The organism is Bifidobacterium asteroides (genome assembly GCF_009683175.1).
In the GTDB taxonomy this organism is placed as follows: Bacteria; Actinomycetota; Actinomycetes; order Actinomycetales; family Bifidobacteriaceae; genus Bombiscardovia; species Bombiscardovia asteroides_H.
The window spans coordinates 68889-92814 of sequence record NZ_WKKW01000002.1; the positions used below are offsets into that span (position 1 = coordinate 68889).

The 23926-nt window shown below is 62.7% G+C and carries 19 protein-coding genes; 4 read left to right on the forward strand and 15 right to left on the reverse strand.

All coding sequences use genetic code 11. From position 1 onward, the window contains the following. Window positions 1-16: 16 nt before the first annotated feature. From GKC41_RS04320 to GKC41_RS04350, 7 genes are all read right to left on the reverse strand, one after another. On the reverse strand, window positions 17-892 hold the full coding sequence (locus GKC41_RS04320; RefSeq protein ID WP_324612038.1) for a DeoR/GlpR family DNA-binding transcription regulator: 876 nt from the start codon (window positions 890-892) through the stop codon (window positions 17-19). Window positions 893-1111: 219 nt separating this feature from the next. Next, window positions 1112-1855: a polyprenol monophosphomannose synthase gene (locus GKC41_RS04325; protein WP_154313133.1), complete on the reverse strand. Its 744-nt coding sequence runs from the start codon at window positions 1853-1855 to the stop codon at window positions 1112-1114. 8 nt (window positions 1856-1863) lie between these two features. After that, complete coding sequence (locus GKC41_RS04330) at window positions 1864-3225, reverse strand: NADH:flavin oxidoreductase/NADH oxidase (protein ID WP_154313134.1); 1362 nt, start codon at window positions 3223-3225, stop codon at window positions 1864-1866. An 88-nt stretch (window positions 3226-3313) separates the two neighbouring features. Further along, window positions 3314-5599: a transglycosylase domain-containing protein gene (locus GKC41_RS04335; RefSeq protein WP_229281622.1), complete on the reverse strand. Its 2286-nt coding sequence runs from the start codon at window positions 5597-5599 to the stop codon at window positions 3314-3316. 41 nt (window positions 5600-5640) lie between these two features. Continuing rightward, window positions 5641-6360: a Crp/Fnr family transcriptional regulator gene (locus tag GKC41_RS04340; RefSeq protein ID WP_045935086.1), complete on the reverse strand. Its 720-nt coding sequence runs from the start codon at window positions 6358-6360 to the stop codon at window positions 5641-5643. A gap of 124 nt (window positions 6361-6484) precedes the next feature. Then, window positions 6485-7732 (reverse strand): lipoate--protein ligase family protein, encoded by a 1248-nt coding sequence (locus GKC41_RS04345; protein ID WP_154313135.1) that lies wholly within the window; start codon window positions 7730-7732, stop codon window positions 6485-6487. Then, window positions 7714-8049 (reverse strand): TM2 domain-containing protein, encoded by a 336-nt coding sequence (locus GKC41_RS04350; protein ID WP_154313136.1) that lies wholly within the window; start codon window positions 8047-8049, stop codon window positions 7714-7716. Before GKC41_RS04350 ends, GKC41_RS04345 begins: the two co-directional genes overlap by 19 nt. A gap of 93 nt (window positions 8050-8142) precedes the next feature. Here GKC41_RS04350 and GKC41_RS04355 point away from each other — a divergent pair, with 93 nt between their 5' ends. Then, window positions 8143-8589 carry a hypothetical protein gene (locus GKC41_RS04355; protein WP_154313137.1) on the forward strand — a complete coding sequence of 149 codons (447 nt, stop codon included), beginning with the start codon at window positions 8143-8145 and terminating at the stop codon, window positions 8587-8589. A gap of 114 nt (window positions 8590-8703) precedes the next feature. On the opposite strand, the gene GKC41_RS04360 is transcribed toward GKC41_RS04355, so the two are convergent. From GKC41_RS04360 to GKC41_RS04395, 8 genes are all read right to left on the reverse strand, one after another. Then, complete coding sequence (locus GKC41_RS04360; protein WP_154313138.1) at window positions 8704-9747, reverse strand: 3-isopropylmalate dehydrogenase; 1044 nt, start codon at window positions 9745-9747, stop codon at window positions 8704-8706. Next, window positions 9737-12214, reverse strand: a complete 2478-nt coding sequence (locus tag GKC41_RS04365; protein ID WP_229281623.1) for a S9 family peptidase — start codon at window positions 12212-12214, stop codon at window positions 9737-9739. The genes GKC41_RS04360 and GKC41_RS04365 overlap by 11 nt, the downstream gene beginning before the upstream one ends. 7 nt (window positions 12215-12221) lie before the next feature. Next, entirely contained in the window at window positions 12222-13412 is a 1191-nt protein-coding gene (locus GKC41_RS04370; RefSeq protein WP_154313139.1) for an App1 family protein, read from the reverse strand. Between the two features lie 10 nt (window positions 13413-13422). Next, the gene (gcvH, locus tag GKC41_RS04375; protein ID WP_045935082.1) at window positions 13423-13836 is read right to left on the reverse strand and encodes a glycine cleavage system protein GcvH; all 414 of its coding nucleotides are present in this window, start codon (window positions 13834-13836) and stop codon (window positions 13423-13425) included. A 39-nt stretch (window positions 13837-13875) separates the two neighbouring features. Continuing rightward, entirely contained in the window at window positions 13876-15474 is a 1599-nt protein-coding gene (locus tag GKC41_RS04380; RefSeq protein ID WP_195760160.1) for a L,D-transpeptidase family protein, read from the reverse strand. Window positions 15475-15561: 87 nt separating this feature from the next. Further along, window positions 15562-16599: an NAD(+) diphosphatase gene (nudC, locus tag GKC41_RS04385; RefSeq protein WP_154313141.1), complete on the reverse strand. Its 1038-nt coding sequence runs from the start codon at window positions 16597-16599 to the stop codon at window positions 15562-15564. Beyond that, window positions 16596-17453 (reverse strand): alpha/beta fold hydrolase, encoded by an 858-nt coding sequence (locus GKC41_RS04390; protein WP_154313142.1) that lies wholly within the window; start codon window positions 17451-17453, stop codon window positions 16596-16598. The genes nudC and GKC41_RS04390 overlap by 4 nt, the downstream gene beginning before the upstream one ends. Before the next feature lie 23 nt (window positions 17454-17476). Beyond that, window positions 17477-18106 (reverse strand): NUDIX hydrolase family protein, encoded by a 630-nt coding sequence (locus GKC41_RS04395; RefSeq protein WP_110424936.1) that lies wholly within the window; start codon window positions 18104-18106, stop codon window positions 17477-17479. A gap of 171 nt (window positions 18107-18277) precedes the next feature. Here GKC41_RS04395 and trxA point away from each other — a divergent pair, with 171 nt between their 5' ends. The 3 genes from trxA (at window position 18278) to GKC41_RS04410 (ending at window position 23889) form a co-directional block, all read left to right on the forward strand. Next, window positions 18278-18622: a thioredoxin gene (gene trxA / locus GKC41_RS04400; protein ID WP_015021417.1), complete on the forward strand. Its 345-nt coding sequence runs from the start codon at window positions 18278-18280 to the stop codon at window positions 18620-18622. 149 nt (window positions 18623-18771) lie between these two features. After that, entirely contained in the window at window positions 18772-19779 is a 1008-nt protein-coding gene (locus GKC41_RS04405; protein WP_154313143.1) for a G5 domain-containing protein, read from the forward strand. A gap of 408 nt (window positions 19780-20187) precedes the next feature. Beyond that, the gene (locus tag GKC41_RS04410; RefSeq protein WP_195760161.1) at window positions 20188-23889 is read left to right on the forward strand and encodes an InlB B-repeat-containing protein; all 3702 of its coding nucleotides are present in this window, start codon (window positions 20188-20190) and stop codon (window positions 23887-23889) included. Window positions 23890-23926 lie beyond the last annotated feature (37 nt).

Below are 23926 nucleotides of genomic sequence, written 5' to 3' on the forward strand. Positions count from 1 at the left end.
CTGTGTGACCGGTCGTTCATTGAATCTGGGCTGCTTTCCCGGCATCGGCCTTAGGCACGTCGGAAGAACCCTCTTGAGCCTGGCCTTCCTCGGGGTTGACCGGGACCAGGACCAGCCGCTTGACCAGGGACCGGGTTGCCTCGGCCGACTCCTGGTCCAGCTGGTCGTCGGTGATGACGGTGTCCACCTGGTCGAAGGAGGCGAACAGGGACAGGGAGGTGCAGCTCCACTTGGTGTGGTCGGTCAGGATGATGGTCCGGTCGGCGATGTCCATCAGGGCCATATCAGTGGCCGCCTCCAGGGAGTTGGGCATCAGGAAGCCGCGTGGTATGGAGACCGAGTGGGTCCCCAGGAAGACCGTGTTGACCCGCAGAGAGGCGATGACCTTGTCTGCGATGGGGCCTACCAGGGAGTTGGACCGGGTGATGACGCCGCCGGTGACGATGACCTCCACATCCTTGCTTTCCATGGCCTGGACCAGTTCGGCCACGGGTATGGAGTTGGTCAGCAGGGTCACGCCGGCGCACTGGCGGCTCTCCAGCAGGTGCTGGGCGAAGACATAGGCCGTGGTCCCTCCCCCGATGGCGATGACGTCGCCCGGGGAGACGTAGTCGATGGCGCGACGGGCGATGGTGTCCTTGAGGCCCATATCCATCTGCGACTTGACCGAGAAGAGCGGCTCAGCCAGAAGCGAGCTGGTGGTGACGGCCCCTCCGTGGACCCTCTTGAGCAGGCCCTTGTCCGCCAGGTCGGCAATGTCCCGGCGGATGGTCATGGCGGAGACCCCCAGCTCCTTGGAGAGGGCGGTGATACGGACTGCGCCACGAGTACGCAACCGGTTCAATATCAAGTGTTGGCGTTGTGACGATATCATTCGAACATTATCGCACACATTCGCCCAAATTGGCAAGCCGGCTATCGGACTGCGGTCGCCACCACAAAACATAGGCGAAAAATCGACGTTTCTCAGTTACTGGGACCATTCTTCCATACGCCTGAGGCCTGCCGAAGCTTTTACAGGAATCCATTCATCAAGGCGTAATTTATCCCCTGGGACTCGAATAAGGCCTACTGGGTCGCTCATGAAAGCGAACACGAATGTGAGCCAATGTCAGTTTCGACGGGTCAACCGTTCAAGCCCCCACAGGGTCACCTGGACCATGGCCTCCAGAACGATCCCGGCATCCATCTTCGAGCTGCCGCGAACCCGCTCCACGAAGACTATGGGCACTTCGACCACGCTGACGCCCATGGCCTGGACCCGACGCAGCATATCCACCTGGAAGACGTAGCCGCTGGATCGGACCCTTCCCAGATCGATCCGCCTCAACACGTCCGCTCGATAGACCCGCAGGCCGGCGGTCATGTCCCTTACCGAGGATCCCAGGGCGGTGCGGGCATACCAGGATCCCGCACGGGAGATCAGATCCCGATACCAGGGCCAATCTTGAGTGCGTCCTCCACACACCCGGCGCGAGCCGATGACCAGGCCCGGATGTGCATGGCCTCGTGCCACAGCCAGCATTCTGGCCAGATCCTGGGGCCGATGGGAGCCGTCCATGTCCATCTCGCAGATCAGGTCATAGCCCTGTTCCAGCGACCAGCGGAACCCCTGCACGTAGGCTGGACCCAACCCGCGGCGGGCATGCCGATGGAGGACGTGCACGCGAGGGTTGCGACCGGCCATATCCTCGGCCAGGGCACCGGTGCCGTCCGGTGAGTTGTCGTCGACGACCAGGACATCGACCTCGGGGCAGCAATCCAAGAGCCGAGGGAGGGTCACCCCAATGTTGTCAGCCTCCTGGTAGGTGGGCATGACCACAATGGTCCCTGCTCCGCCACGAACAACGTCCATGGCCGCTCTCAGCGTGCGATGCCGTAGGCCCCGCGCCGGTAAGGCTCAGGGTAGGGGGCCTGCTGAGCGGACAGCCCCAGTTTGTAGGCGGCCCTGAGAGGCCAGTAGGGGTCGCGCAGGCTGGCTCGACCGATCTCGACCGCATCGGCCAGACCCTTGCGCACAATCCGATCGGCCTGCCTGGGCTTGGTGATCAGCCCCACCGCCGTGGTTGGAATCAGCACCTGGCTGCGCACCTGGTAGGAGAAGGGCACCTGGTAGTTGGGAGCGGCCGGAATCTTCACACCCGGCACCAGACCCCCGGTGGAAACGTCAATCAGGTCCACCCCGTGCAGCTTGAGCACCTTGGCAGTGCGGATGGTCTCGTCCAGGCCCCATCCGCCAGTGGCCCAGTCGGTGGCGGACATGCGCACCAGCAGGGGCATCCCCGAAGGAATGACCTCGCGCACGGCATCGGTCACCTGGATCAGCAGGCGCATCCTGCCGGACAGGTCGCCCCCATACTCGTCGTTGCGTCGGTTGACCAGGGGATCGAGGAATTGGGAGAGCAGGTAGCCGTGGGCGGCATGCAGCTCCACTCCCAGGAAGCCGGCCTGGACGGCTCGCACGGCAGCGGAACGGAAGTCGGCCACAATGGAAGCTATCTGAGCCCGTGAGAGCTGGACCGGTACCGCCATCCTGCCAAAGGCGATGGGGCTGGGGCCCACAGGCTGCCAGCCGCCCTCGGCCACAGGCACGGTGGCGTTGATGTAGCCCATGGAGGAGCACCCGGAGGAGCCCTTGCGCCCCGAGTGGTTGAGCTGGACGATGGGCACCGCCCCAGCGGCCTTGACATCACGGACGATGCCCTGCCAGGCCCTGGTCTGCTCGTCGTTCCACAGTCCCACATCGCAGGGCGAAATCCGCCCTTGGGGATTGACGGCCGTGGCCTCCCCGATGACGACTCCGAAGCCGCCCAGGGCCCGGGACACATAGTGCTGGTAGTGGAAGTTGGTAGGAACCCCGTCGTGCCGAAGGGCCGAATAGGTGTCCATGGGCGGCATCCAGATCCTGTTGCGGATATGCTGGTCGCGCAGTTCCATGGGCTGGAAGAGCGCAGGCAGGGCCATCTCATGCCTTCTGTCTGATTTTGATTTCCCAGCCTTTTTGACCCTCTTGTCTTTCTTGCCCTTCTTGGCCGATTTGACCCCCTTGGCAGCCTTGCCGGTCTTTTTCTTTCCGTCAGCGGCACCCGGCTCGAAGGGCCAGATCGGTTTGGACACATCCAGCCTGCCGGAGCCGCTCACCGGCCCCGGCATCGCCTGATCCTCCTTGACCCGGCCGTCGGCCTGAGGGGCCTTGTCATCCAGCTCTGAATATTCCTGGACCATCAGTTCCTGCCTCTCCCGGCGGGCGGCCGCACCCCTCGTGGTCCGCCCGTTGACGAATCCCTCATGGTCTCCATTGTAGGCACAGGCCCTAGTCCTCCGGCGAATCCACCGTCTGCGACTGGTCCTGACTGGTCCCCTGGTTGCCCTGTTGTCCCCCCTGGCTGTGACGGTAGGTCTGCCGCTGTCTGCCCGAGGACCGTTGCTGGGACGGCTGAGACAGCTGAGGCTGCTGGACCCCGCCAGTGAACCGGGGATCGGGATTGCCATAGGAGTTGTCCGGCTGGATATTGGCTGCGGCCAGGTAGGTATTCATGAAGTCCTTCCAGGCCGGGGTGGCGATATACATGCCGTACCAGGTGTGCATGGACCGTCCGTTGATGGTCCTGTTGGTGAAGGAGACCTGACCCTCCGCATTGCCCACGGTGACGAAGGCGGCAACCTGGGGCACGAATCCGCCGGTCAGCATGTACTTGTCCTCGTGGGTGCCGGTCTTGGCAAAGGTCTTGCGTCCCCCGTCCAGCTGGGTCGTGGACGCCTCGCCTCCGGGCTGGACGACGCCTTGGTTGAGTGCGTAGGCGGCGGTCTCGGCGATGCCCGGATCGATGGCCTGATGGCAGTTGGCCTTGGGGACCTTGACGGACTTGCCGTTCTTGTCGATCACCTTGGTCATGGCTATGGGGCTGCAGGCCACGCCCTTGGCGGCGATGGTGGCATAGACGTTGGCCATGGTCAGCGGGGAGGCCTGGACCGCACCGATGACCATGGGCGGCTGGAAGGTGTTGACCGAGTGGATGTCCATCTGGTCCTTGGGGGAATTGTGGTAGCCCATCTCCTTGGCCGTATCGGCTATGGTGCACAGACCGATCTGCTGGGCCATGGAGGCCTGGGTGGTGTTGTGCGAGCGCACCAGACCCTGCAGGGGGGACTCCGGCGATGTGGTGCCGCCGCCGGAGTTCTCCACATGCCAACTGCCGGCGCCGAACCCGTAGGGGGTACCGTCCGCCATCTTGCAGGCGAAGGAGGTCTGCGGGTAGCTGGTGGAGGTGCGCAGGGGCTGGTTGATGGATTTGCCGGCCTTCATCCAGGACACCAGGTTTATGGGCTTCCAGGTGGATCCCACAGGGAAGCCCCAGCCGCCGCCGTCGACCTGATCCACGGCATAGTTGATGGCCGTGCGTGTGCCGCCGCCCGAGTTCTGGGTGGCATCGTAGATGCGGTTGATGCCGAAGCCCAGGACCTCACCGGTGCCCGGGCGGATGGAGGCTATCGTGACCTCGAAGCCGCTTCGATCATCCACGGGGATGGTGTCCCGGGCCGCCTTCATGGCCGCTGCGTTGGCGTTGACGTCCATGGTGGTGTATATATCCAGGCCGCCCTCCTTGAGGAGCTTGTTGCGCTCCTCCTGGCTCTTGCCGAACTCCTTGGAGTTGAGGATCTGCTTGGTCACGTAATCGCAGAAGAAGGCTGCGTCTCCAGCCGCCTGGCATCCGGCATCGACCGACTGCACGTGCAGCATCTGGTCCAGAGGCTTGGCCTTGTCCTCGTCATACTGGCGCTGGGTGATGTAATTCTCCTGGCGCATCAGATCCAGGACGATGTCCCGCTGCTCCTGGGAGGCCTTGATGTTGACGGTTGGGTCGAAGCGGGCGGGATTCTTGGTCACGGCGGCTATGGTGGCGGCCTCGCCCGGGTCCAGGTCCTTGGCCGACTTGCTGAAGTAGCGCCTGGCTGCCGACTCGACCCCGTAGACGTTGGTGCCGAACTGGGCTATATTCAAATACCCTTGAAGAATCTCGGCCTTGGAGTACTTCTTCTCCATCTGCACCGCGATCAGCATCTCGCGCATCTTGCGGGCTATGGTCTCCTCCTGGGCGTGGTACTCGGCGATGGGGTCGTTGTTTTCCTCAGCCTGGCTCATGAGCACGTTTTTGACATACTGCTGGGTCAGGGAGGAGCCGCCCTGGGTGTCACCCTGCTTGATGTAGGTCTGGATGAAAGCCCTGAGCACGCCCTGGGTGTCCACGCCGGCATGCTCGAAGAAACGACGGTCCTCGCGGGCCACCACGGCCTTCTGCATATAGTCGGAGACGTCCTTGATGGGTACCACGATCCTGTTTTGCGCATAGAAGGTGGCGATGACCGTATGCCCGTCGGAGGCGTAGAGCCGGGACTGCTGGGGCAGATCGTTGACGTTGAAGTCGATGTTGTCCGTCTTCAGGGCAGGCATCAGATTCCTGGAGGCGGCGTTGATGCCGAAGACAGCGGGGAACAGGAAACCAGAGACCACCACGCCACCTGCGACGCAGAAGATGAGGTAAGCCAGCAGCAGCGTGAAGAAGCGCCTGACCGACATGGATTTCTTTTGTTCGGGCATGGTCTCCATCCTAGGCCGTCGGCTCTACCGAACAGTGGCGTTCACATACGCGAGCGTCGAATCAGCGGTCCGGGCTGGAAAATGATGATGGTGCGGCCCTTGCGAGAGATCCACCCCCGGTTGGAGAAGTCCATCAGGGCCTTGTTGACGGTCTCTCGTGAAGCGCCAACCAGCTGGGCCAGCTCCTCCTGAGTCAGATCGTAGGGGACCATCAGCCCCTGCTCGAAGGGTTCGCCGAAGCGTGTGGCCAGATCCAACAGGGTCTTGGCCAGTCGGGCCGGCACATCCAGGAAGACCAGGTCGGAGATGCGCTCGTTGTCGGTCCGCAGGCGGTGGGCCAGCACCTGAAGCATATCCACAGCCACCTTGGGATGCTGGTTGAGCCAGTCGAAGAGGGCATCGTGGTCCAGGGCTGCCACCTTGGTCTTGTTGACCATGACCACTGCCGAGGCGGTACGCGGCCCGCCGGATGGGTCAAAGACGGGAATCTCGCCCAGGATCTCCCCACGCCCGTGGATGCTGAGCAGCTGGATGCGGCGGTCGGGCGACTGGCGGACCAGCTTGACCCTGCCCTCCTCCAGCAGATACATGCGGTGATCGGTATCCCCCTGTCGAAAGACCGTGGACCCCTTGGCGTAAGTGGACTCGTGCATGCTGTCCAAAAGCTGGTCGGCGTCCTGCCTGGGCACTTGTTTGAATAGGGCGGTCTGCCGGAGGGCATTCCCGTCATCGGGAATCTCGTTGGGCTTGTGAACCGCCATACTCCGCACTCCTTTTCGCCATGTCTGGCGGGTCTGCACCGACTCACGCATGGTTGATGACCTCACGCCGGGTTCGACGCGACTGAGCACGATTATACCCACACGCATCAACCCACTTTTTTGGTCAGGCAATCTGTGCGGTCCACTCCTCACGGCCGTAGCGATGCCGGGCCAGAGTGCGGGCCCGCTGCTCGACCTCGGGCGCCGGACTGGATGTGCGCAGATCCGCCACCAGGGAGGGCAGGGTGTCCAGAAGGGCATCGATCAGGGGTTGACGGGACAGACCGGTCTGCCTGTCGATGGGGTCCACCCGGCTTCTGACCGAGGTCACGGCCTTGTCATGGAATTTCTCCGGGTCCACGTTGAGCACCTGGGCCATCAGATCGGCATCCACGGAATAGGAAAGCGTGGTGTGGTGGAGCAGTCCGCCCGGTCCGCGGGAGCCTGCCGGCAGCCTGCGCTGGGCGGCGCCACCCATCTTGCCGCGTGGGGAGGCGATGTCATTCATGCCCTGCCAGCCGGCCTGAATCCCCTGCATGCGCAGACCACGAACCAGCCAATAATCGCAGATACGGTAGGAGTCGATCAGGTCGGCCCCTTTGACGAAGTCCAAGGGCAGATAGAGGGAATAGGTGATGGCCCGGTCGGGCTGAATGACCATGGTGCCACCGCCTGTGCAGCGGCGAACCAGGGTGAATCCCAGAGTGCGTGCCCGCTCGACGTGGACCTCCCGGCTCAGGGACTGGAAACGCCCCAGGATCACCGCCGGCGCCGCCCAGTTCCAGATGCGCAGGGTGGGCGGCAGCCGGCCCTGGGCCACGGCGTCATTGAGAGCCTGGTCCATGGCCATCTGCATGACCGGCTGCCGTGGACGGTCCCTGATCAGGTCCAACTCCAGGTCGGACCAACGGCGGCGGCATTCGGCCTCATCCGGTTGGGACTGCCTGGAAGAGGGCTGGCCCGGCGCTGACGAGAGTTGGTCTGGATCGCCTTGTCTGCGAATGACCAGCCCATCCGGCAGGGCACGCTCCAGCGCGGTCACCAGGGTCCGTGGGGACACACCGACCACCCGTTGACCGTCCCCTTCTGCCATGACCCTGTCCAGCCTTTCCAGAGCCAGACCAGGGTCCAAGGGCAACGGGAGGTCACAGATTGCGGATTCCAGCCGGAATACAGGCCCATGATTCCCCGCGGATTCCTGAGAGGCTGCCGGGGCTGGCTCCGTGAAGAAATCGCCGTCAATCCTGCATGAGGCGATGAACGGGCGGGAGTCGGATCCCCGGCCCAGGGTCAGGGTTACGGCCGCCAGTTTGCCGCCCATCTGCTTGCCGACGCCGCGCAGACGGGCCGGATTCAATCCGTCAGTTCCCATCCGCGTGCGTCACGATGCCAGAAGGAGCCGGTCGAGGATGTCAGAATCAGGATGCCTTCGATAAGCCCCCAGATTATGGCGATAGTCGGCCCGATGAAGAAGAAGGGGAAGCCGATCAGTGTGAGCATGAGCTGGGCCACGCCCCGCCCGGTCCTGCCCAGGTAGAAGTTGCCCACGCCGAAGCAGCCCAGAAAGATGCTGAGCAGACCGGCTGCAAGCTTGCTGTGCGGGGTAGGCGATATGGGATAGGGCCCACTGCCGTTGGGGACAGCCCCGGGGTAACCGCCCTGGGGCATGCCCGGGTAGGGCCAGGGCATGGAGGTCTGCGGCGGATACGGCCCGCCAGGATACTGATTGCCGGGATACGGGCCTGCCGGGTATTGATTTCCCGGGTACCCACTCGGCGGGTATTGGCCGGACGGATACTGGCCGGGATAGCCCGGTCCCGGCTGATATGGCCTTTGAGGATACTGACCGCCAGGATTCTGACCGCCAGGATACCGGCCACCGGAATACTGTCCAGCAGGATATTGCTGACCGGTTGGATATTGCTGACCGGTTGGATAACCGGCGGTCGGATACTGATTGGGCCAGTAGGGCCCTGCCTGATAGGCCCCTGGATATTGGCCGCCATTCTGGGGGGCGCACGGGTATCCGGCATTGGCCCTCTGACCGGTCGGATACCCACCATAAGGGTTCTGACCGGAGGAATACTGACCGGCCTGATAGGGGCTCTGATTCCCGACGCCAGCATCATGACCAGCAGGATAACCCTGAGCCTGCCGCTGACCGTCAGCCGCCCCGGCAGGAGCATTCCCACCGGCGGGCTCCCGATGCTCGGGCGGTTTCTGCGGTGACGGGGAGGAGCCGAAGCCAGGATTCCCTGTCGGCGTATCGCTGGGCTGCCGGTCGTCCGGCTGGGGGGCATCATCCATAGTCATGCCTTCCAGTCTAACCGCCAACCGGCCCGATCACAGACGGGCAAGAATATCCCTGCCGATCTGCTCGGTGCTCCTCTGGGTGGAGCCGGAGCGCTCGATGTCATCCTCCACGGCCCGCTCAATGCTGGCCGCCTCCTCCTCGAAGCCCAGATGGTCCAGGAGCATACCCGCCGAGAGGATGGCTGCCGTGGGGTTGGCGATCCCCTTGCCGGCGATGTCGGGAGCGGACCCGTGGATGGGCTCGAACATGGATGGGTAGGTGCCCGAGGCGTTGATGCAGCCGGAGGCCGAGTAACCCACGCCGCCCACCACAGCTCCCGCCTCGTCCGTGAGGATGTCGCCGAAGAGGTTGTCGGTCACGATCACGTCGAAGCGACTGGGCTCGGTCACCATGAATATGGTGGAGGCGTCGATGTGCAGATACTCGCGCTCCACATCGGGATACTCCTGGCCCACATGGTCGACCAGTCGCTGCCACATGTCTCCCGCATTGGTCAGCACGTTCTTCTTATGGACCAGTGTCAGGCGGCGGCGACGCTTCATGGCCAGCTGGAAGGCGTAGCGGATGACCCGTTCCGCCCCGTAAGCGGTGTTGATGGAGACCTCGGTAGCCACCTCCTGGGGAGTGCCCCGGCGAATGGAGCCGCCGGCCCCGGCATAGAGCCCCTCGGTGCCCTCCCGCACGACCACGAAGTCGATGTCGCCCGGGTTGGCCAGGGGCGACACCACGCCCTTGTAGAGCTTGGAAGGCCTCAGATTGACATACTGATCCAACTCGAAACGCATTTTGAGCAGTAGTCCCCGCTCCAGGATGCCGGCCTTGATGCGGGGGTCGCCGATGGCCCCCAGGAGGATGGCATCCTGCTGCTTGAGCCGGTCCAGATCCTCGTCGGGCAGAACGGCTCCATCACGCAGATAACGCTCAGCGCCCAGATCGAAGTCTTCATAACGGATATCAGCCTTGCCCCGGGTCACCTTTTCCAGGACGGCCTGAGCCTGGGGAACGATCTCCTTGCCAATGCCGTCACCGGCAATGACCGCAATGTGATATGTCTTCTGCTTGCTATTTGTCATACCCCGAGCATAACGAGCCAGCCGAGCCGCTTTCATGACCCCGACCGAATCCCGGACAGACCATGATGGACAGGCACCAGGCGTTCTCGAAGGCCAGTTCCTCCCACTGCCGGTAACGTCCGCTGATGCCCCCATGGCCCGCCTGGACCTCGATCCTGATCAGCGCATCGGCCCCCACCTGCGGCTCCTGCAGCCTGGCCACCCACTTGAGTGGTTCCACGTAGAGCACGCGCGTGTCGTTCATGGATGTGGTCACCAGGATGGCGGGGAAGTGGTCGCTGCCGAAGAGCCGGCGCCTGCCATCAGCATCAGGAACGTTCTCGTAGGGCGAGTAGGAGCGCATGTACCGGTAGACCTGCTGATCATGCAGGGGGTCTCCCCACTCGTCCCATTCAGTCACGGTCAGCGGCAGGTCCGGGTCCAGGATGCTGGTCAGCGCGTCCACGAAGGGCACATCCGCCTCGATGCCGGCATAGAGCTGGGGAGCCATATTGGCTACAGCCCCCATCAACAGCCCGCCGGCCGACCCGCCATTGGCCACGGTATGACGGGGATCCGCCCAGCCCTGAGCCTGCAGTGCGGCGGTCACGTCTATGAAGTCCAGGAACGTGTTGATCTTGTGCAGCCGACGGCCCTGCTCGTACCAGGCACGGCCCATCTCCCCGCCGCCGCGCACATGGGGGACGGCGTAGAGCACGCCTCGGTCCAGCAGGCTGAGCCGACCTGTGGAGAAACCGGGGTCCTGGCTGATCTCGTAGGCTCCATACCCGGTGATGAACATGGGCGCGGACCTGTCCGGATCATGGTCCGGCCAGGGACGGCGCTCGGGATGGTCGGGGGCCTGGATGACCGTGTCATCCGGCCCGGTCCTCCCGCTGGCATCCAGCCCCGGATGCATGCCCCGCCGCCAGACCAGGGAGACCGGCACCAGGGCTCCATCCCTGACCCGGACCAGAATTCGACGCTCGGCGTAACGCTCGGGTCTGAAGTCGCCCAGAACACGGGCCCGCTTGAGTAGTCGGTCCACGCCCCGGACCGGATCCAGCTCCCGCAGCTCAGCCGGGGTTCCATAACTACCCCGGATGTAGCGCAGACCAGGGGCCTGGTAGGAGGGGTTGTCCGTGGGACCGATGCTGTAGAGACGGTCAATGCCCTCCCTCCCTTGGTCGGGCAGGACCTCGCGGAAGCGCCAGGGTCGGCCCGCCCGCAGATCCTCCAGGGCCTGGTCCTTGGCGATTACAGCCATGTGGGGCAGGCTGTCGGCCCGGTAGGTCAGGACCACGAAGCTACGGTGGATGCCCAGCCCCTCGATGCCCAGTCCGCGAGCGCCCTGGAGGATGGCGGGATTGCCCGGATCCCGATAGGGCTTCTCGGGCGGCAGGGAGGCCAGGTCTCCGGAGCGCTCGCAACCATAGGGGCTGCCCTGGGCCAGCCGCACCCCTTCTCCCAGACGGAAAGGCGGACGGTGGCTGCGCAGATCAATCAGATCCACCTCGAAGTTGGGGTTGTTCACATTGTGGTAGACCACGGCCACCGGCAGGTCCTCCCCCGCCGGACCGGCATTTTCGAACCGGGCCAGGCTGATGTCGTACTCGACCCCCTCCTTGCGGGGGATCAAGGACACAAACTCGCCCTGTGGATCCTTCAGATCCAGCATGAGCACCTCGCTGGTGGTCTTGGACCCGGTGGCAATCAGCATGGCGGATTCGTCGTAGCTCAGGCCCAACCCCACCCAGAAGCGCTCATCGTCCTCCTTATAGACCATGACATCCTGGTCGGCCGAAGTACCCACCTTATGCCGCCAGACCGTGTCCGGACGCCAGGCCTTGTCCAGGCCGGTGTAGAAGACCCATTGACCGTCAGGGGTCAGCACTGCCCCGGAGGAGACCTGGTCGATCCGGTCAGGCAGGTCTCGGCCGTCTGTCAGATCGCGGATACGCAGGTCGTAGCGCTCGTTGCCCCTGGTGTCCAGTCCATAGAGCATCCACCGGCCGTCGGCGCTCAGGTCCAGGCAGCCCAAGGAGAAGAAGTCATGCCCCTTGGCCTCGGCGTTGGCGTCGAAGATGACCTCCTCGCCCGGCATGGATCCAGGCGCTGCATCGGACTGGACGGCAGGAGGGTCCCAGTCGTTCTGGTCGCGCACCGGCAGGCGGCACTGCACCCCATACTCCTGGCCCTTGAGCGTCCGGGAGAAGTACCAGTAGCCATGCATCCGGGTGGGCACCGACATGTCGGTCTGCTGTACCCTGTCGGTGAACTCCTTGAGCAGGGTGGTCCGCAAACCCTCCTGACCGGCAAGCCGTTCCCGGCAGTAACGGTTCTGGTCACGCACGTAGGCCTTGGTGGCGGGATCCTCCCGGTCGCGCATCCACTCGTAGGGATCCAGGAAGTGATCCCCATGGAAGCAACGATCGGTGGGACGGCGCTGTGCACGAGGGGGCGCGGAATTGACGGCCGAAAAACTCATGGGGCGATTATATTCGGGCGCGACGACGCAGATAGGGCAGCAGGGTTCGCATCAGATTGGCACCCGTGGTCCCGTAGAAGACCGGTACCTCCGTCACCGGCACCGGCTGTGTGGCAGTGCGTTTGACCAAGGCTCCCAGCCCGGTCTCCTGGGGACTCAGCTGACGGATGCCGATGGCCAGCACCCGGCCCGGATACTGCCGTACCACCTGGGCGAAGGTGGAGGGGTCGCTCTGCCCGTCGTCGCCCATGAGCACGAAGCGCATCTTGGGAAAGTCGGCCATGAGCTGACGGATGAACTCCATCTTGTGCTGCACGATTGAGGGCACAAAGGTCTTGGGTCTGGGGTCCAGATCCCGCAGCAGCAGGGGGCCCGCCGGAAAGCCGTGGTCGCGGATGAAGCCGCGTATGGATCCCTCCACATTCCAGGGCGAGGCCGACAGATAGAAGAAAGGCATCCGGGGGTCCAGGTCGCGGATGCGGTTGTAGAGCACGGCCATGCCCGGCACCGAGGACCGGCGGTGCGGATTCGACAGGAGCAGGTTCCAGGCAGCCTTCCAATGATTGGGCACCTGGCTGATCATGATGGTGTCGTCCACGTCCGATATGAGGCCGACAGGAGCCTGACCGGGCACGATGTATAAAGGCGCGTCGACGGGCCGACGGCCCCGCACCTGGTAGGAGACCCGGTGCACGCCTGGGGTCAGCCGATGCTCGGCCACCAGATCCAGGTAGCCCGATCGGTCGGAGAAGACCGCATCCGCACTCAGGCTGCGGCTGGGATCGACGGCATCGTAGACCGAGGAGTCACCCACCTGAACCCTCCCGATGGCCGTGCTGTCAATGGCCAGCCTGACCCTGGTCCTGGGTGCGGGTACGGTCAGCAGACCGCGGATGCCCCGCATGGCCGGATCCCCACGTCTGCGGCCGTCGGTCAGAATGGTACGGCATATCAGCCGGGAGTATGACTCGGTACCGTAACCCACATATGGCTGGACGTCGGCCGACCAGCCCAGACGGCCGGTCATATTGATGGACAGCCCCACCCAGAGGTCGAAGGCGCCGGTAATCAGTCGCCGCAGCAGGCGCACCGGGGCCGGTCTGCTCTCGATGCCTTCACCGGGCGCGGCCGAATCGAAGGTGGTACTGACCGACCGGACCCGCAGGGGCCTTTCATTACGGCCGGATCGCCTGGTCATAACCCGACCGTCAGTTCAGGCTCTTCAGCAACTGACCGTACTCCTCGGCGCTCATCAGATCAGGCTCATCGTCCTCCAGGTCGATCTTGGCTATCCAGCCTTCCCCATAGGGGTCGGAGTTGATGACCTCCGGATCGTCCGAGGCTGCCCTGTTGACGTAGGCGATGGTGCCTGCCACCGGGCAGACCACCGGCTCAACAGCCTTGGAGGACTCCAGCTCAATGACCTCATCGCCGGCATCGACGTGGGTGCCGGTCTCGGGCAGGTCCAGAAAAACCAGGTCTCCCAGCTGGTCCGCCGCATACTCGGTCACGCCCATGGGCGCCGGGGATTGACTGGGGTCGATCCAGACATGATCCTGGGAATACCGCAGGTGTTCGGGCACATCCAGGCGGGAAGTTCCATCACTGTGTTCATCGCTCATGGTTCCAGCCTACTCGACTGTCTGCCGCGGCAGGCGCTCCTAGCGGGCCGGACCCGACGGAACCTGCCCCTCCACCTTGACCATGGTCCCGATTGGGGCGTTGTCAAAGATCCACTTGGCGTCCTGCTCATACATATTGATGCAGCCATGGGATCCGTATTGGGCAGGGTCGCCCTTGGCAATGCCGGCAGAGTTCCAGCTGGCCGTGTGGAAGCCCTCGCTGCCGTTGTAGTAGGAGACCCATTTGACATTGGGCGTGACGTAGCCCTGCCCACGCATGGTCTGGACCGCGTAGCGCACATTGATGAAGAAGGTGCCGGTGTCGGACCATTTCCCGTTATCGGGCTTGCCTGAGCATATGGGGAAGGTCTTGACCTGGGTGGTGCCGTGGTAGGCGGTGGCGGTCTGGTCGCTGAGGTTGACCTGGATCCAGATGTCGCCGTCTGGCACGTCGTATCGGGCCACCCGAGTCTGCTCCTTGTGGGGTGTGATCTCGGCGCTCGCCTGGACGGGATTCGTGTCGCCCTCTTCCAGGGCCTTGACGACCAGGTCCGCCGTGGCGGACACATCCGTTACCCGGACACCGTCCACTCCCTTGGTGGTCTCGGCCACCACATCGCCCTTGGTGTTCTTGACGTTGACGGCGGTGACCATATCCCGGTCCAGCTGCCGGGCCAGCTCCTGGTCCAGATACTGTTTGATGGCCTGCCGATCGAAGCCCAGCTCCATGGTCCCCTTGTCCAGATCGGTGACCGGCTTGACCCAGGTGGCCACTGTGGCGGCCGGGACGGTCATGAGGTCATCATCAGCGCCCTTGATGACCAGATCCTTGGCCAGCCGCTGGTTGGCCTGGGAGGCCACCTGATTGGCGGTATCCAGGCTGATGGGCATGGTCACGTCCTTATAGACCACCCCTACGGCCAGACGCCTGCCGGGCTTGTCTATCAAGGATGAGACGGCATCCTGCACGCGGCCCAGCTCAGGCGCCTTGCCTCCGCGACCCTCCTGGGGCCGGAAGACGTGTGCGCCTTGGTCAAAGACGATGGTGGAGGGAACGGAGCGTTCCTGGCGGGGGATGAAACGTTCAGTAAGATACCTGTCCATGGCCAGCTGATCCCGCTCGGCCACCAGAGGCACCGCCTCGCCATGGAAGGGGTTCAGCCGTGAGAGGCCTGCAGAGCCCTTGGCGTTCATGACCTTGGTGACCGTGGCATCCGAATCCACGCTGACGCCCAGATCCTTCAGTCCCGCTCGGGCAGAGGTGCCTTCACCCTTGAGTTCCACCTGGGATTCACGAACCTGCCGATCGACGATCTGCCGGACCTGGTCCCTGGTCCGACCCATCATGGCCTGCCCACCCAGGGTGACGCCGGGGGCCACCCGATCACGGAAGAAGGCACGGACGCCGAACCAGCAACCCACCAGAATCAGCACAGCCAGAAGCAGCAGGGCCAGGATGGTGCGTCCGCGATGACCGCTGGAAGGAGCCTTGTGGGCGGCACCCGCGCCGAAAGCCCGCTCTGCTTCTTCGTCGGCGAACAGGTCCACAGGGTCGGGCCCCTCCCCGGTCGCCGGCGGCATGGTCACAGTTTCGGCCTGGTCGACATCCGAGATACGAGGCTCTTCTTGCCCCTCCATGGCCATAGCACACCTTTCGCTGCTGACAGTTCCTTGAAATATCTTACGACGCGACCAGGTCCGAGGGCGCAACACCACTCGGATGAATCAGAGCTCGCTGCCGTACCACTGCTCAATCATATGTCTGGCCACACTGGCCGCCTGAGGTATGCGCAACCGGCCCGAGGCCAGAGCAGCGCTGAATTCCTCCCGCGTGAACCAGTCGGCCTCATCGGTCTCCTGACCATCCACCCGGATGTCCGTATTCAGGGATCTGGCTCTGAAGGCCACCATCAGGGAGGCCGGGAAGGGCCAGGGCTGGGAGCCCAGATACCGCATCTCCCCCAGGTTCAGGCCCACCTCTTCCAGGGTCTCCCGCCGGACTGCATGCTCCAGGTTCTCCCCAGCCTCGACGAATCCGGCAGTGACCGAACGAAAGCCGGAAGGCCACTTCTGGTTGTGCTGGAGCAGGAGCCGATCGCGGCCATCCACCACGGCCATGATCACTGCGGGTTCGATGCGGGGAAAGAGCGTGTGTTGGTCCCCTGATTCATCCCCCTGGCAGATTTGGGCCCATCCGGCCTGGCAGGGATGAACCGGCGCGCCGCAGTGGGGGCAGAAAGCCTGACGTCCATGCCATACGGACAGGGCGACCGCACAGGTTGCCAGGCCCACCTGACGCGGACGTCCATGAGGGGCATACTCGCGCAGGCCAAGCCAGTCGAAGCGCTGATCCGCGGCCTGAGCCAGATCACGAAGAGGGTCCTGAACAGCCTGATTGGTGCAGGCAAGATCCAGATCCAGGGCCAGCCAGGCCTGCTGGTCGGCCTTCCCAAGGTAGTAGCAGGGCGGCTCGAACTGGTCTGCCGAGCCTGTCAGAGGATCTCGCAAGTATGCAGCAGGCATTGTGGCCAGACGGATGCTGGCTCCAGTGCGGCCAGCCAGCGCCCCCTTGCCCTTGGGCACGGCCACCTTCTCGCCCCGCACCAGGATGACCCCAGTGCCGTCCTGCTCCAGCAATCGGTCAAGCAGACCGGGCTGCGGCCGCGATGCCGTGTCGTAGTCCACATCCCCCTGAGCCAGAGGCAGGAAGGGCAGGGGCTCGGTAAGGGCCAGCGGGGAGAAGATCGTTTCGGAATCGCTCATGACTGCCTCCCTATACGGCCAATCAGGTCTAGCAGTGCAGCGGCCACCTGATCCGGGTGCTCGACGGCGCTGAAGTGGCCGCAGTCGTCAATGGCAGTGAAGGTAACGTCGGTGCCGGCCTGACGCATGGCCTGGGCCAGAGGCTCCATGGCGCGTGGAGGGCTGGAGGGGTCGCAGCGGCCGCTGACCAGGGCCACGGGCACCCTGATGCGGCCGACCAGATCACTTTGATCCGGGCGGCCCGCAGCCATCCGTTCCCGCCAGGCGATGCCCCGGGGATCCTGGGACTGTATCCATTCGGTCATGGTCTGCACGAAGGCGGGCGAACGCTTGACCCTGGAATCACCCTCCTGGGGCCTGGCGAAATGCATGACCGGATTGAGCGTCCCCTCCTCCTCGCAGGTTCGGGCGATCTGCAGCCGCCTGGCCCGGGAGGCCGGACGGTCAGCCAACATAGTTGTGTCGCATAGGGCCAGACCGGCCACCATCTGCGGATAAAGCCTGGCTACGGCCTCGACCAGGTAACCGCCCATGGAAAGTCCGACCCAGATGGCCTTCTGTGCACCAGTGGCGGCGATCATGTCCACAAAGGCACGGGCCATGACATCCAGTGCGCCTGGCAGGGCACCATCAGAGTCCACCGGGCCACAGGATGCCGGCCCGGGCAGGGGGCAATCGCCCGCTCCAGGCATATCCGGAGCATAGACCGGGAAGGGGGTCATACCTGCACGATCCGACTGGGCAATCAAAGAGGCCGCGCACCGATCCCACATGCGGTGATCCACAGGGAATGCATGGACCAGCACCAGCGGCAGCCCCTCCCCTTGCCGATATACGGTATTGGCAATGTTCATGCCCGCCTCCAAGGATTCACGGCTCATAGTGCACCGGCCCAGGTCAGGGCGCCCATCAGCACCTTGCCATGCCCGCCGGGCATCTGGCTCATGAAGGACTCCAGCATATCCCCCTTGGGATCGATCCATTCCACATCCAGGGTCTCGTCCTGGGGCTTGCAGTCCCCGGCCACCGGCACCAGATAGCACAGAGCGATGGCATGCTGACGCGGATCGTAGTACTCCGAGACCCCCGGCGTGGGGAAGAACTCAGCCACAGTGAAGGGCTGGGGGCTGGCAGGCAGCATGGGCAGGGCCAGCTGGCCCAGATCCTTGGCGATGTTTCTGGCCAGGGCCTCCCTGATGGTTTCGTGGTAGAGAATCCTTCCGGTGATCAGGGTGCGCTCGATGTTGCCCTGATCGTCCACGCGCAGAAGGGTGCCGACCTGGGTGACGGCACTCATGTCATCCACACGAACCGGCACCACCTCCACATAGGGCATGGGCAGGCATCGCCGCGCACGGTCGATGGCGTCACGGTCCAACCACCCGGGGGGATTCGAGCCCGAAAAACCGCGGTTGAAGTCCTCCGGGGTGATGTGTGAGAAGGCGCCACGGTCGCGATCGGCATCGAAGTCGTCATCATCGGGAATCTCGTCGTTCAGCACTGGCATGGTTCCATTATCCGTACCAGGCTTGACCGCTCACGGAACCCCGGCGGACATCTCCACCCAGAGCATATTCGGGCGCTTTCTCCAGCCTTGATGGAATGCTGATGATTGAAAGCGGTTGCTAAGCACGGGAGCTTCCCGCGCGACAGTCAAACGACTTCAAGGAGCGTTATCATGGCCACCACGACTATTACTTCGGAAAACTTCGAGCAGACCATCAAGGACAACGACCTGGTGCTGATTGACTTCTGGGCCACCTGGTGCGGACCCTGCAAAGCCTTCGGCCCTATCTTCGAGAAGGCTTCGCAGGCCAACACCGACATCGTCTTCGGCAAGGTGGACATCGATCAGAACCAGGATCTGGCCGCGGCCGCCGACATTCAGGCGGTGCCCACGCTGATGATCACCAAGCAGGGGCAGATCATCTTCAAGCAGGCCGGTGCTCTCAGGTCTTCGGACCTGGACGACCTGATCGACCAGGCACGCAAGGCCGATTTGTCAACCCCGGCACAGGCCTGAGTCAGTCGAGTTGGCTCCCAGGCCAATTTGCACTAAAGTAGTGCCGTGTTTGTCCAGTGACCCTTTCGGCGCTACCGGAAGCATGCGGTCGATAGGAAGCGTTACGTCGACTGATCACTGAGGATCTGTCGGTCCAACAGAGGAGAGTAATGGCGAACCACCGTAGAGGACGGATGAGTGCGGTCAAGGCCCTGACCAAGCGTCAGTGGCTGCGGTTGGCTGCCGGTGTCACTGTTCTCGGCATGGTCGTTGGTGCGGGTTTCGTCTCGCGCGACTTCTACACATCCACTGAGAGCTCGGCCAATTCAGGCGTAACGTCCTATTCCGCCACCCAAGATGCGGACACGGTGTCCCGCGGCAGCACCAGGCAGGCCATCCGCAACGGTGCGGGCGGCGCTAACGCGAACACATCTTATGTAAATGTGCAGATCAATGGGAAGAACAAGGTGGTCCTGGGTACAGGCTTCACCGATGTCAAATCCGTGCTGGAGGCCGGGGATATCGTCCTGCAGCCCGGGGACCAGATCACCCCATCTCTGACCACTCGCGTCACTGAGAAGACCGTCATCCGCATCGACCGGGCCGACGCCCAGGTCAAGACGGAGGAGTCGCCCATTCCCTTCAACACCATCGAAGAGAAGACCAACTCCCTCCCGGCAGGCACCACCAAAGTCAAGACGGAGGGACAGAACGGCGTCATGGAGACCACCAGCTTGGTCACGGCAGCCGGCAACAAGCACCTGACCAGCAACATTTTCGCCTCCTTCGTCAAGACGGTCCCCGTCGACAAGGTGGTTCTGGTGGGCACCGGCGGCGGTACTCCCGCAAAGTCAGGTTCGACCACCACCACGGTCCCCGTAGGTACGGCCCAAAGCATCGCCCACGGTCTGGTCACCTCCCGTGGCTGGGGCGAGGACCAGTTCACCTGCCTGGTGCAGCTGTGGAACAAGGAGTCCGGCTGGCGGACCAATGCCTCCAACCCATCTGGCGCCTACGGCATTCCTCAGGCATTGCCGGGTAGCAAGATGGCCTCGGCCGGTCCCAACTGGCAGACCGATGCCCACACCCAGATTGTTTGGGGCCTGGGCTACATCCAAGGCCGCTACGGAAACCCCTGCGGCGCATGGGCCCAATCCCAGGCGACCAACTGGTACTGATCCCTTTTCATACAACTTAATCAGGAACTTCCGGCAGGCTGGTTCGGCTTACCGGAAGTTCTTTTTATATCCACGAAACAACCAATCCCAATTTCCTGCCGCGAATCCGACCACCAAAGCAAAAGACAGGCCTCAATGAGAACTTGGTATTCCAGAACCACATGATATAAACTGATTTTGATTGAACGTCATGCACGTCGGTCATGGGGATTGAGCTGGGAATACAGGTGCCACGTTGCATGCGCCGTTGCTTTCAAAGGGGACCGTATGCAATCGTCATCCAGAAGTCGTGCATGCTGTATAGCTTCTCTTGCAGCCATTATCGCCTCAGGGCTCATTTTAGGAAATCTCTCGGGAATTGACCTGGCACAGGCGGATGCCACCGCATCCCCGACAGCATCGCAAAGCATGGAAAATCAAGGCGAAGGGGTGACCCCTGGTATACCCAGCTCAACCCAAACTCCTTCTATTGCCTCCTCGCCAACAGAAACTCAGAAGCTGGATTCCCCTATCCAAACAACACCCTCTCCAGCCTTTCCATCCCCCACTTCACAAGGCTCAGCAAGCCCTGCCCCCTCCACCCGATCGACAAGCTCCTGCCCAAATAATCAATGTTCGGTCACCTTTGACACCACCCAAGCCGACACAGCAACCCCTGACTCTCAGACTGTCCTTTCGGGAGGTCTGGCGAAACGACCGACCGATCCCACCAGGAAGGGATACCTCTTCGATGGCTGGTTTATCGGCCAGGTAGCCTACGACTTCAACCAGCCCGTCACCAACAACCTGAAGCTGACCGCAAACTGGACAGCAGGCGACGGCCATTGGTCCCTGACACCTGCGCATGGAGCCATATCAGGGGGCACCACTGTGACGGTGGCTCCCCCAGCGACCCGGGGCATCAAATTCTCACAGATCACGTCAGGATCCACCCAGTCACTGGCTCTTGGCTCGGACGGCAACATCTATTCCTGGGGCAAAAACGCTTACGGTCAGCAAGGCGATGGTACAAACATCGATCGCCAATCCCCAATAAAAGTATCTAAGCCAGCCAATGCACCAAAAGGATTCATTTTCACGAAAGTGGACGCTGGTGATCATTCCGTTCTGGCCATGGGTTCGGATGGCAACCTCTACACTTGGGGATTCAATGCTTCTGGACAGCTGGGCGATGGAACCACCGAGAATCGCAGCAGACCTGTCCCGGTGAAAAAGCCTGATGGGGCCGCGCCAGGATTTACCTGGAAGCAGGCAGAAACCCGGTGGGACCATACTGTGGCCTTGGGATCAGACGGCAATCTCTATGCATGGGGACTCAACGCATATGGGCAACTCGGCAATACCAGCGTTCCCAGAGGTCCCAACAATCCAGCTGCATACAGCACTAAACCCGTCCCCGTAAGCAAGCCGGCGGGAATCACCTTTACCCAGCCGGCCACGGGACGGTACAGTTCCATGGCCATGGGATCCGACGGAAAACTCTATGCCTGGGGATGGAACAGTTATGGTCGCCTAGGCGACGGTACCACAACAGATCGTTTGACACCCACCCAAGTCCTTCAGCCCAATGGGGTCACCTTCTCGCAATTCAATGTAGGAGCCGATTACAGTTTCGCCATCACTACGAACGGGGATCTTTACGGCTGGGGGTGGAACGACAGCGGGCGTCTGGGAGACGGCACCACAACAGACAGGCATGTGCCGACTTTCATACCTCGTCCGGATGGGACACCTGCAGGATTCACCTGGAAACAGGTCATGGGCAGGGACTACCACGGCATGGGCATCGGTTCAGATGGCAATCTTTATACCTGGGGCGTCAACTGGTACGGCGATCTGGGCTTGCCAGACGTCCCTACCGGCCAGACCAGCCACATCACCAGACCCCGGCCTGTGCAAAAGCCTAAACCATCCGTGGCTGGACAGGAAACCAGCTGGGTTCGGCTCTATGCTGGCTGGGAGCAATCCTTAGCCTTGGGGTCAGATGGGAACCTGTATACCTGGGGGTGGAACAGCGGAGGCCAACTGGGTGATCCGACCATCCCCACGGGTTATGACAACAGCAAAGCAATGAGGCTGACGCCTGGTTTGGCGGCCTTCCCGCTTACACCGGATCTTACTGCGGTCAAATTCGATCAAACACTGGGCAGCAATCTGAAAAAAGCAGGTACGAACTGGCAGGTGGTGACGCCAGCTCATAGGAAGGGTCGAGTGGATACGGCCATCACCTGGAATCTCTATGGTCCGCAACCCGATGACATCCTGGATTACACCTATGACCCGCCCTCCTATACCGTCACTTTTGACAAGGCTGATGGCAGCCAGCCCACCAGTCAGTCGGTCGTCGAGGACCGGACGGCTTCCAGACCGGATCAAGACCCGACCCGTCCTGGTTTCCTCTTCGACGGCTGGTTCAGCGGCGATGCGGCCTATGACTTTGCTTCCCCCGTCAAGGGTCCCCTGAAACTGACAGCCCACTGGACGGCAGGCACCGGGCGATGGACCACCTCTCCCAAGCAGGGGCCCGACAGCGGTCAGACCAAGGTGACCCTGGTACCCCCTGCAGCGCGGGGCATTAGGTTCAGCCAGGTCAGCGCCGGCGATGATCATTCATTGGCCCTCGGGTCGGATGGAAACATCTATGCTTGGGGTGCCAATAAATACGGACAGCTGGGCGATGGGACCAAGACGGACCGCTTGACCCCGGTGCAGATTCCCAAACCAACAGGCGTGAACCGATTCATACAGGTCAGTGCAGGAAAAGCCTTCTCAGTGGCCTTGGATGGCCAGGGCCATATCTGGGCATGGGGGCTTAACAGCTCTGGACAGCTGGGCAGCAATGCCGTTGCCACCAATGGTTCAGCCGCATACAGCTCCAACCCGATTCGCGTGCAGGCCCCTAGCGGTATGACGGCAACAAACTTCACTCTCACTGGCATCAGCGCAGGCATCACTCATGTCCTGGCCGTAGACGGGCAGGGCAGAGCCTGGGGCTGGGGATCAAATGAGTTCGGCAAACTGGGCGTTCCTTCAAGCACTGTGGCAACGACAGGGATCACCACCAGACCCGTCCAGGTCGCAACCCCGCAAGGCGAGACGACGGGATTCCACTATGCACAGGTCAGTGCGGGCGGCTCACATTCCCTGGCGACTGACGCCCAGGGCCGTACCTGGGGCTGGGGATCGAACCAGAACGGCGACCTGGGTAACACGAGCGACGTAGCACTCAACGGCTACACCTTTACACCCGTCCAGGCCAAACCGGGCACCAACCCGACAGGCGGATTCAAGCCGGTTCAAATTATCGCAGGCAGCGGCCACTCCTCCGCCCTCGACGATCTGGGACGCCTTTGGTCCTGGGGCGGGAACAGCAATGGAGAGCTCGGTCTGGGCGACACCACCACGAGGACTGCCCCGTCCCTGGTAACCATGCCTGCAAACGTCAGCACCTTCAGGCAGTTGACAAGCAGCAGGTCTAGCGGTAATTCACTGGCGCTGGATCAGAATGGAAACATCTGGGGCTGGGGCCAAAACTCGTCAGGCATGTTGGGGACCGGAGGCACAGGCAGCCTGAACAAGCCAACCAGGATGGGCAATCCGTCAGGCATCGACCACTTCGTCAAGATCAGCGCCGGGACTGGCCACACCCTGGCCATAGCCTCCACCGGCAGCACCTTGGGGTGGGGAGACAATGGCCAAGGAAGGTTGGGGAACAATGCGACGCAAACGGTCTACTCCCCTGTCAACGTGCTCTTCCCCTTCAGACTGGGCACCCCGTCCACAGTGCAGTTCGGAGGTGTCAGTGGAACCAGCCTGAGCTTCACGGGGCAGCCGGATGGCGCCTGGACCGTGCTGACACCGAACCATAATGCCGGCGATACGACTGTCAGCATCGCCTGGACACTCAATGGGGCTCCACAGCCCAACGATGAGACCAATGCCTTCCGTTTCATCCACTATGGTGTCCTCCCCTTAACAGGAGAAGCAGGCATCCTCGTCATCGTTATGGTCGGCTCACTGGCTGCAGTCAGTGGTCTGGCTGCCAAACGGCAGCGCCTTGAGGCACAAAGTGGACCAGGTGGAAAGACTGCCGCTCGGCACAAGCACTGACGGGCACGAACGAGCAGGGCCCCGCCACTAGATAATA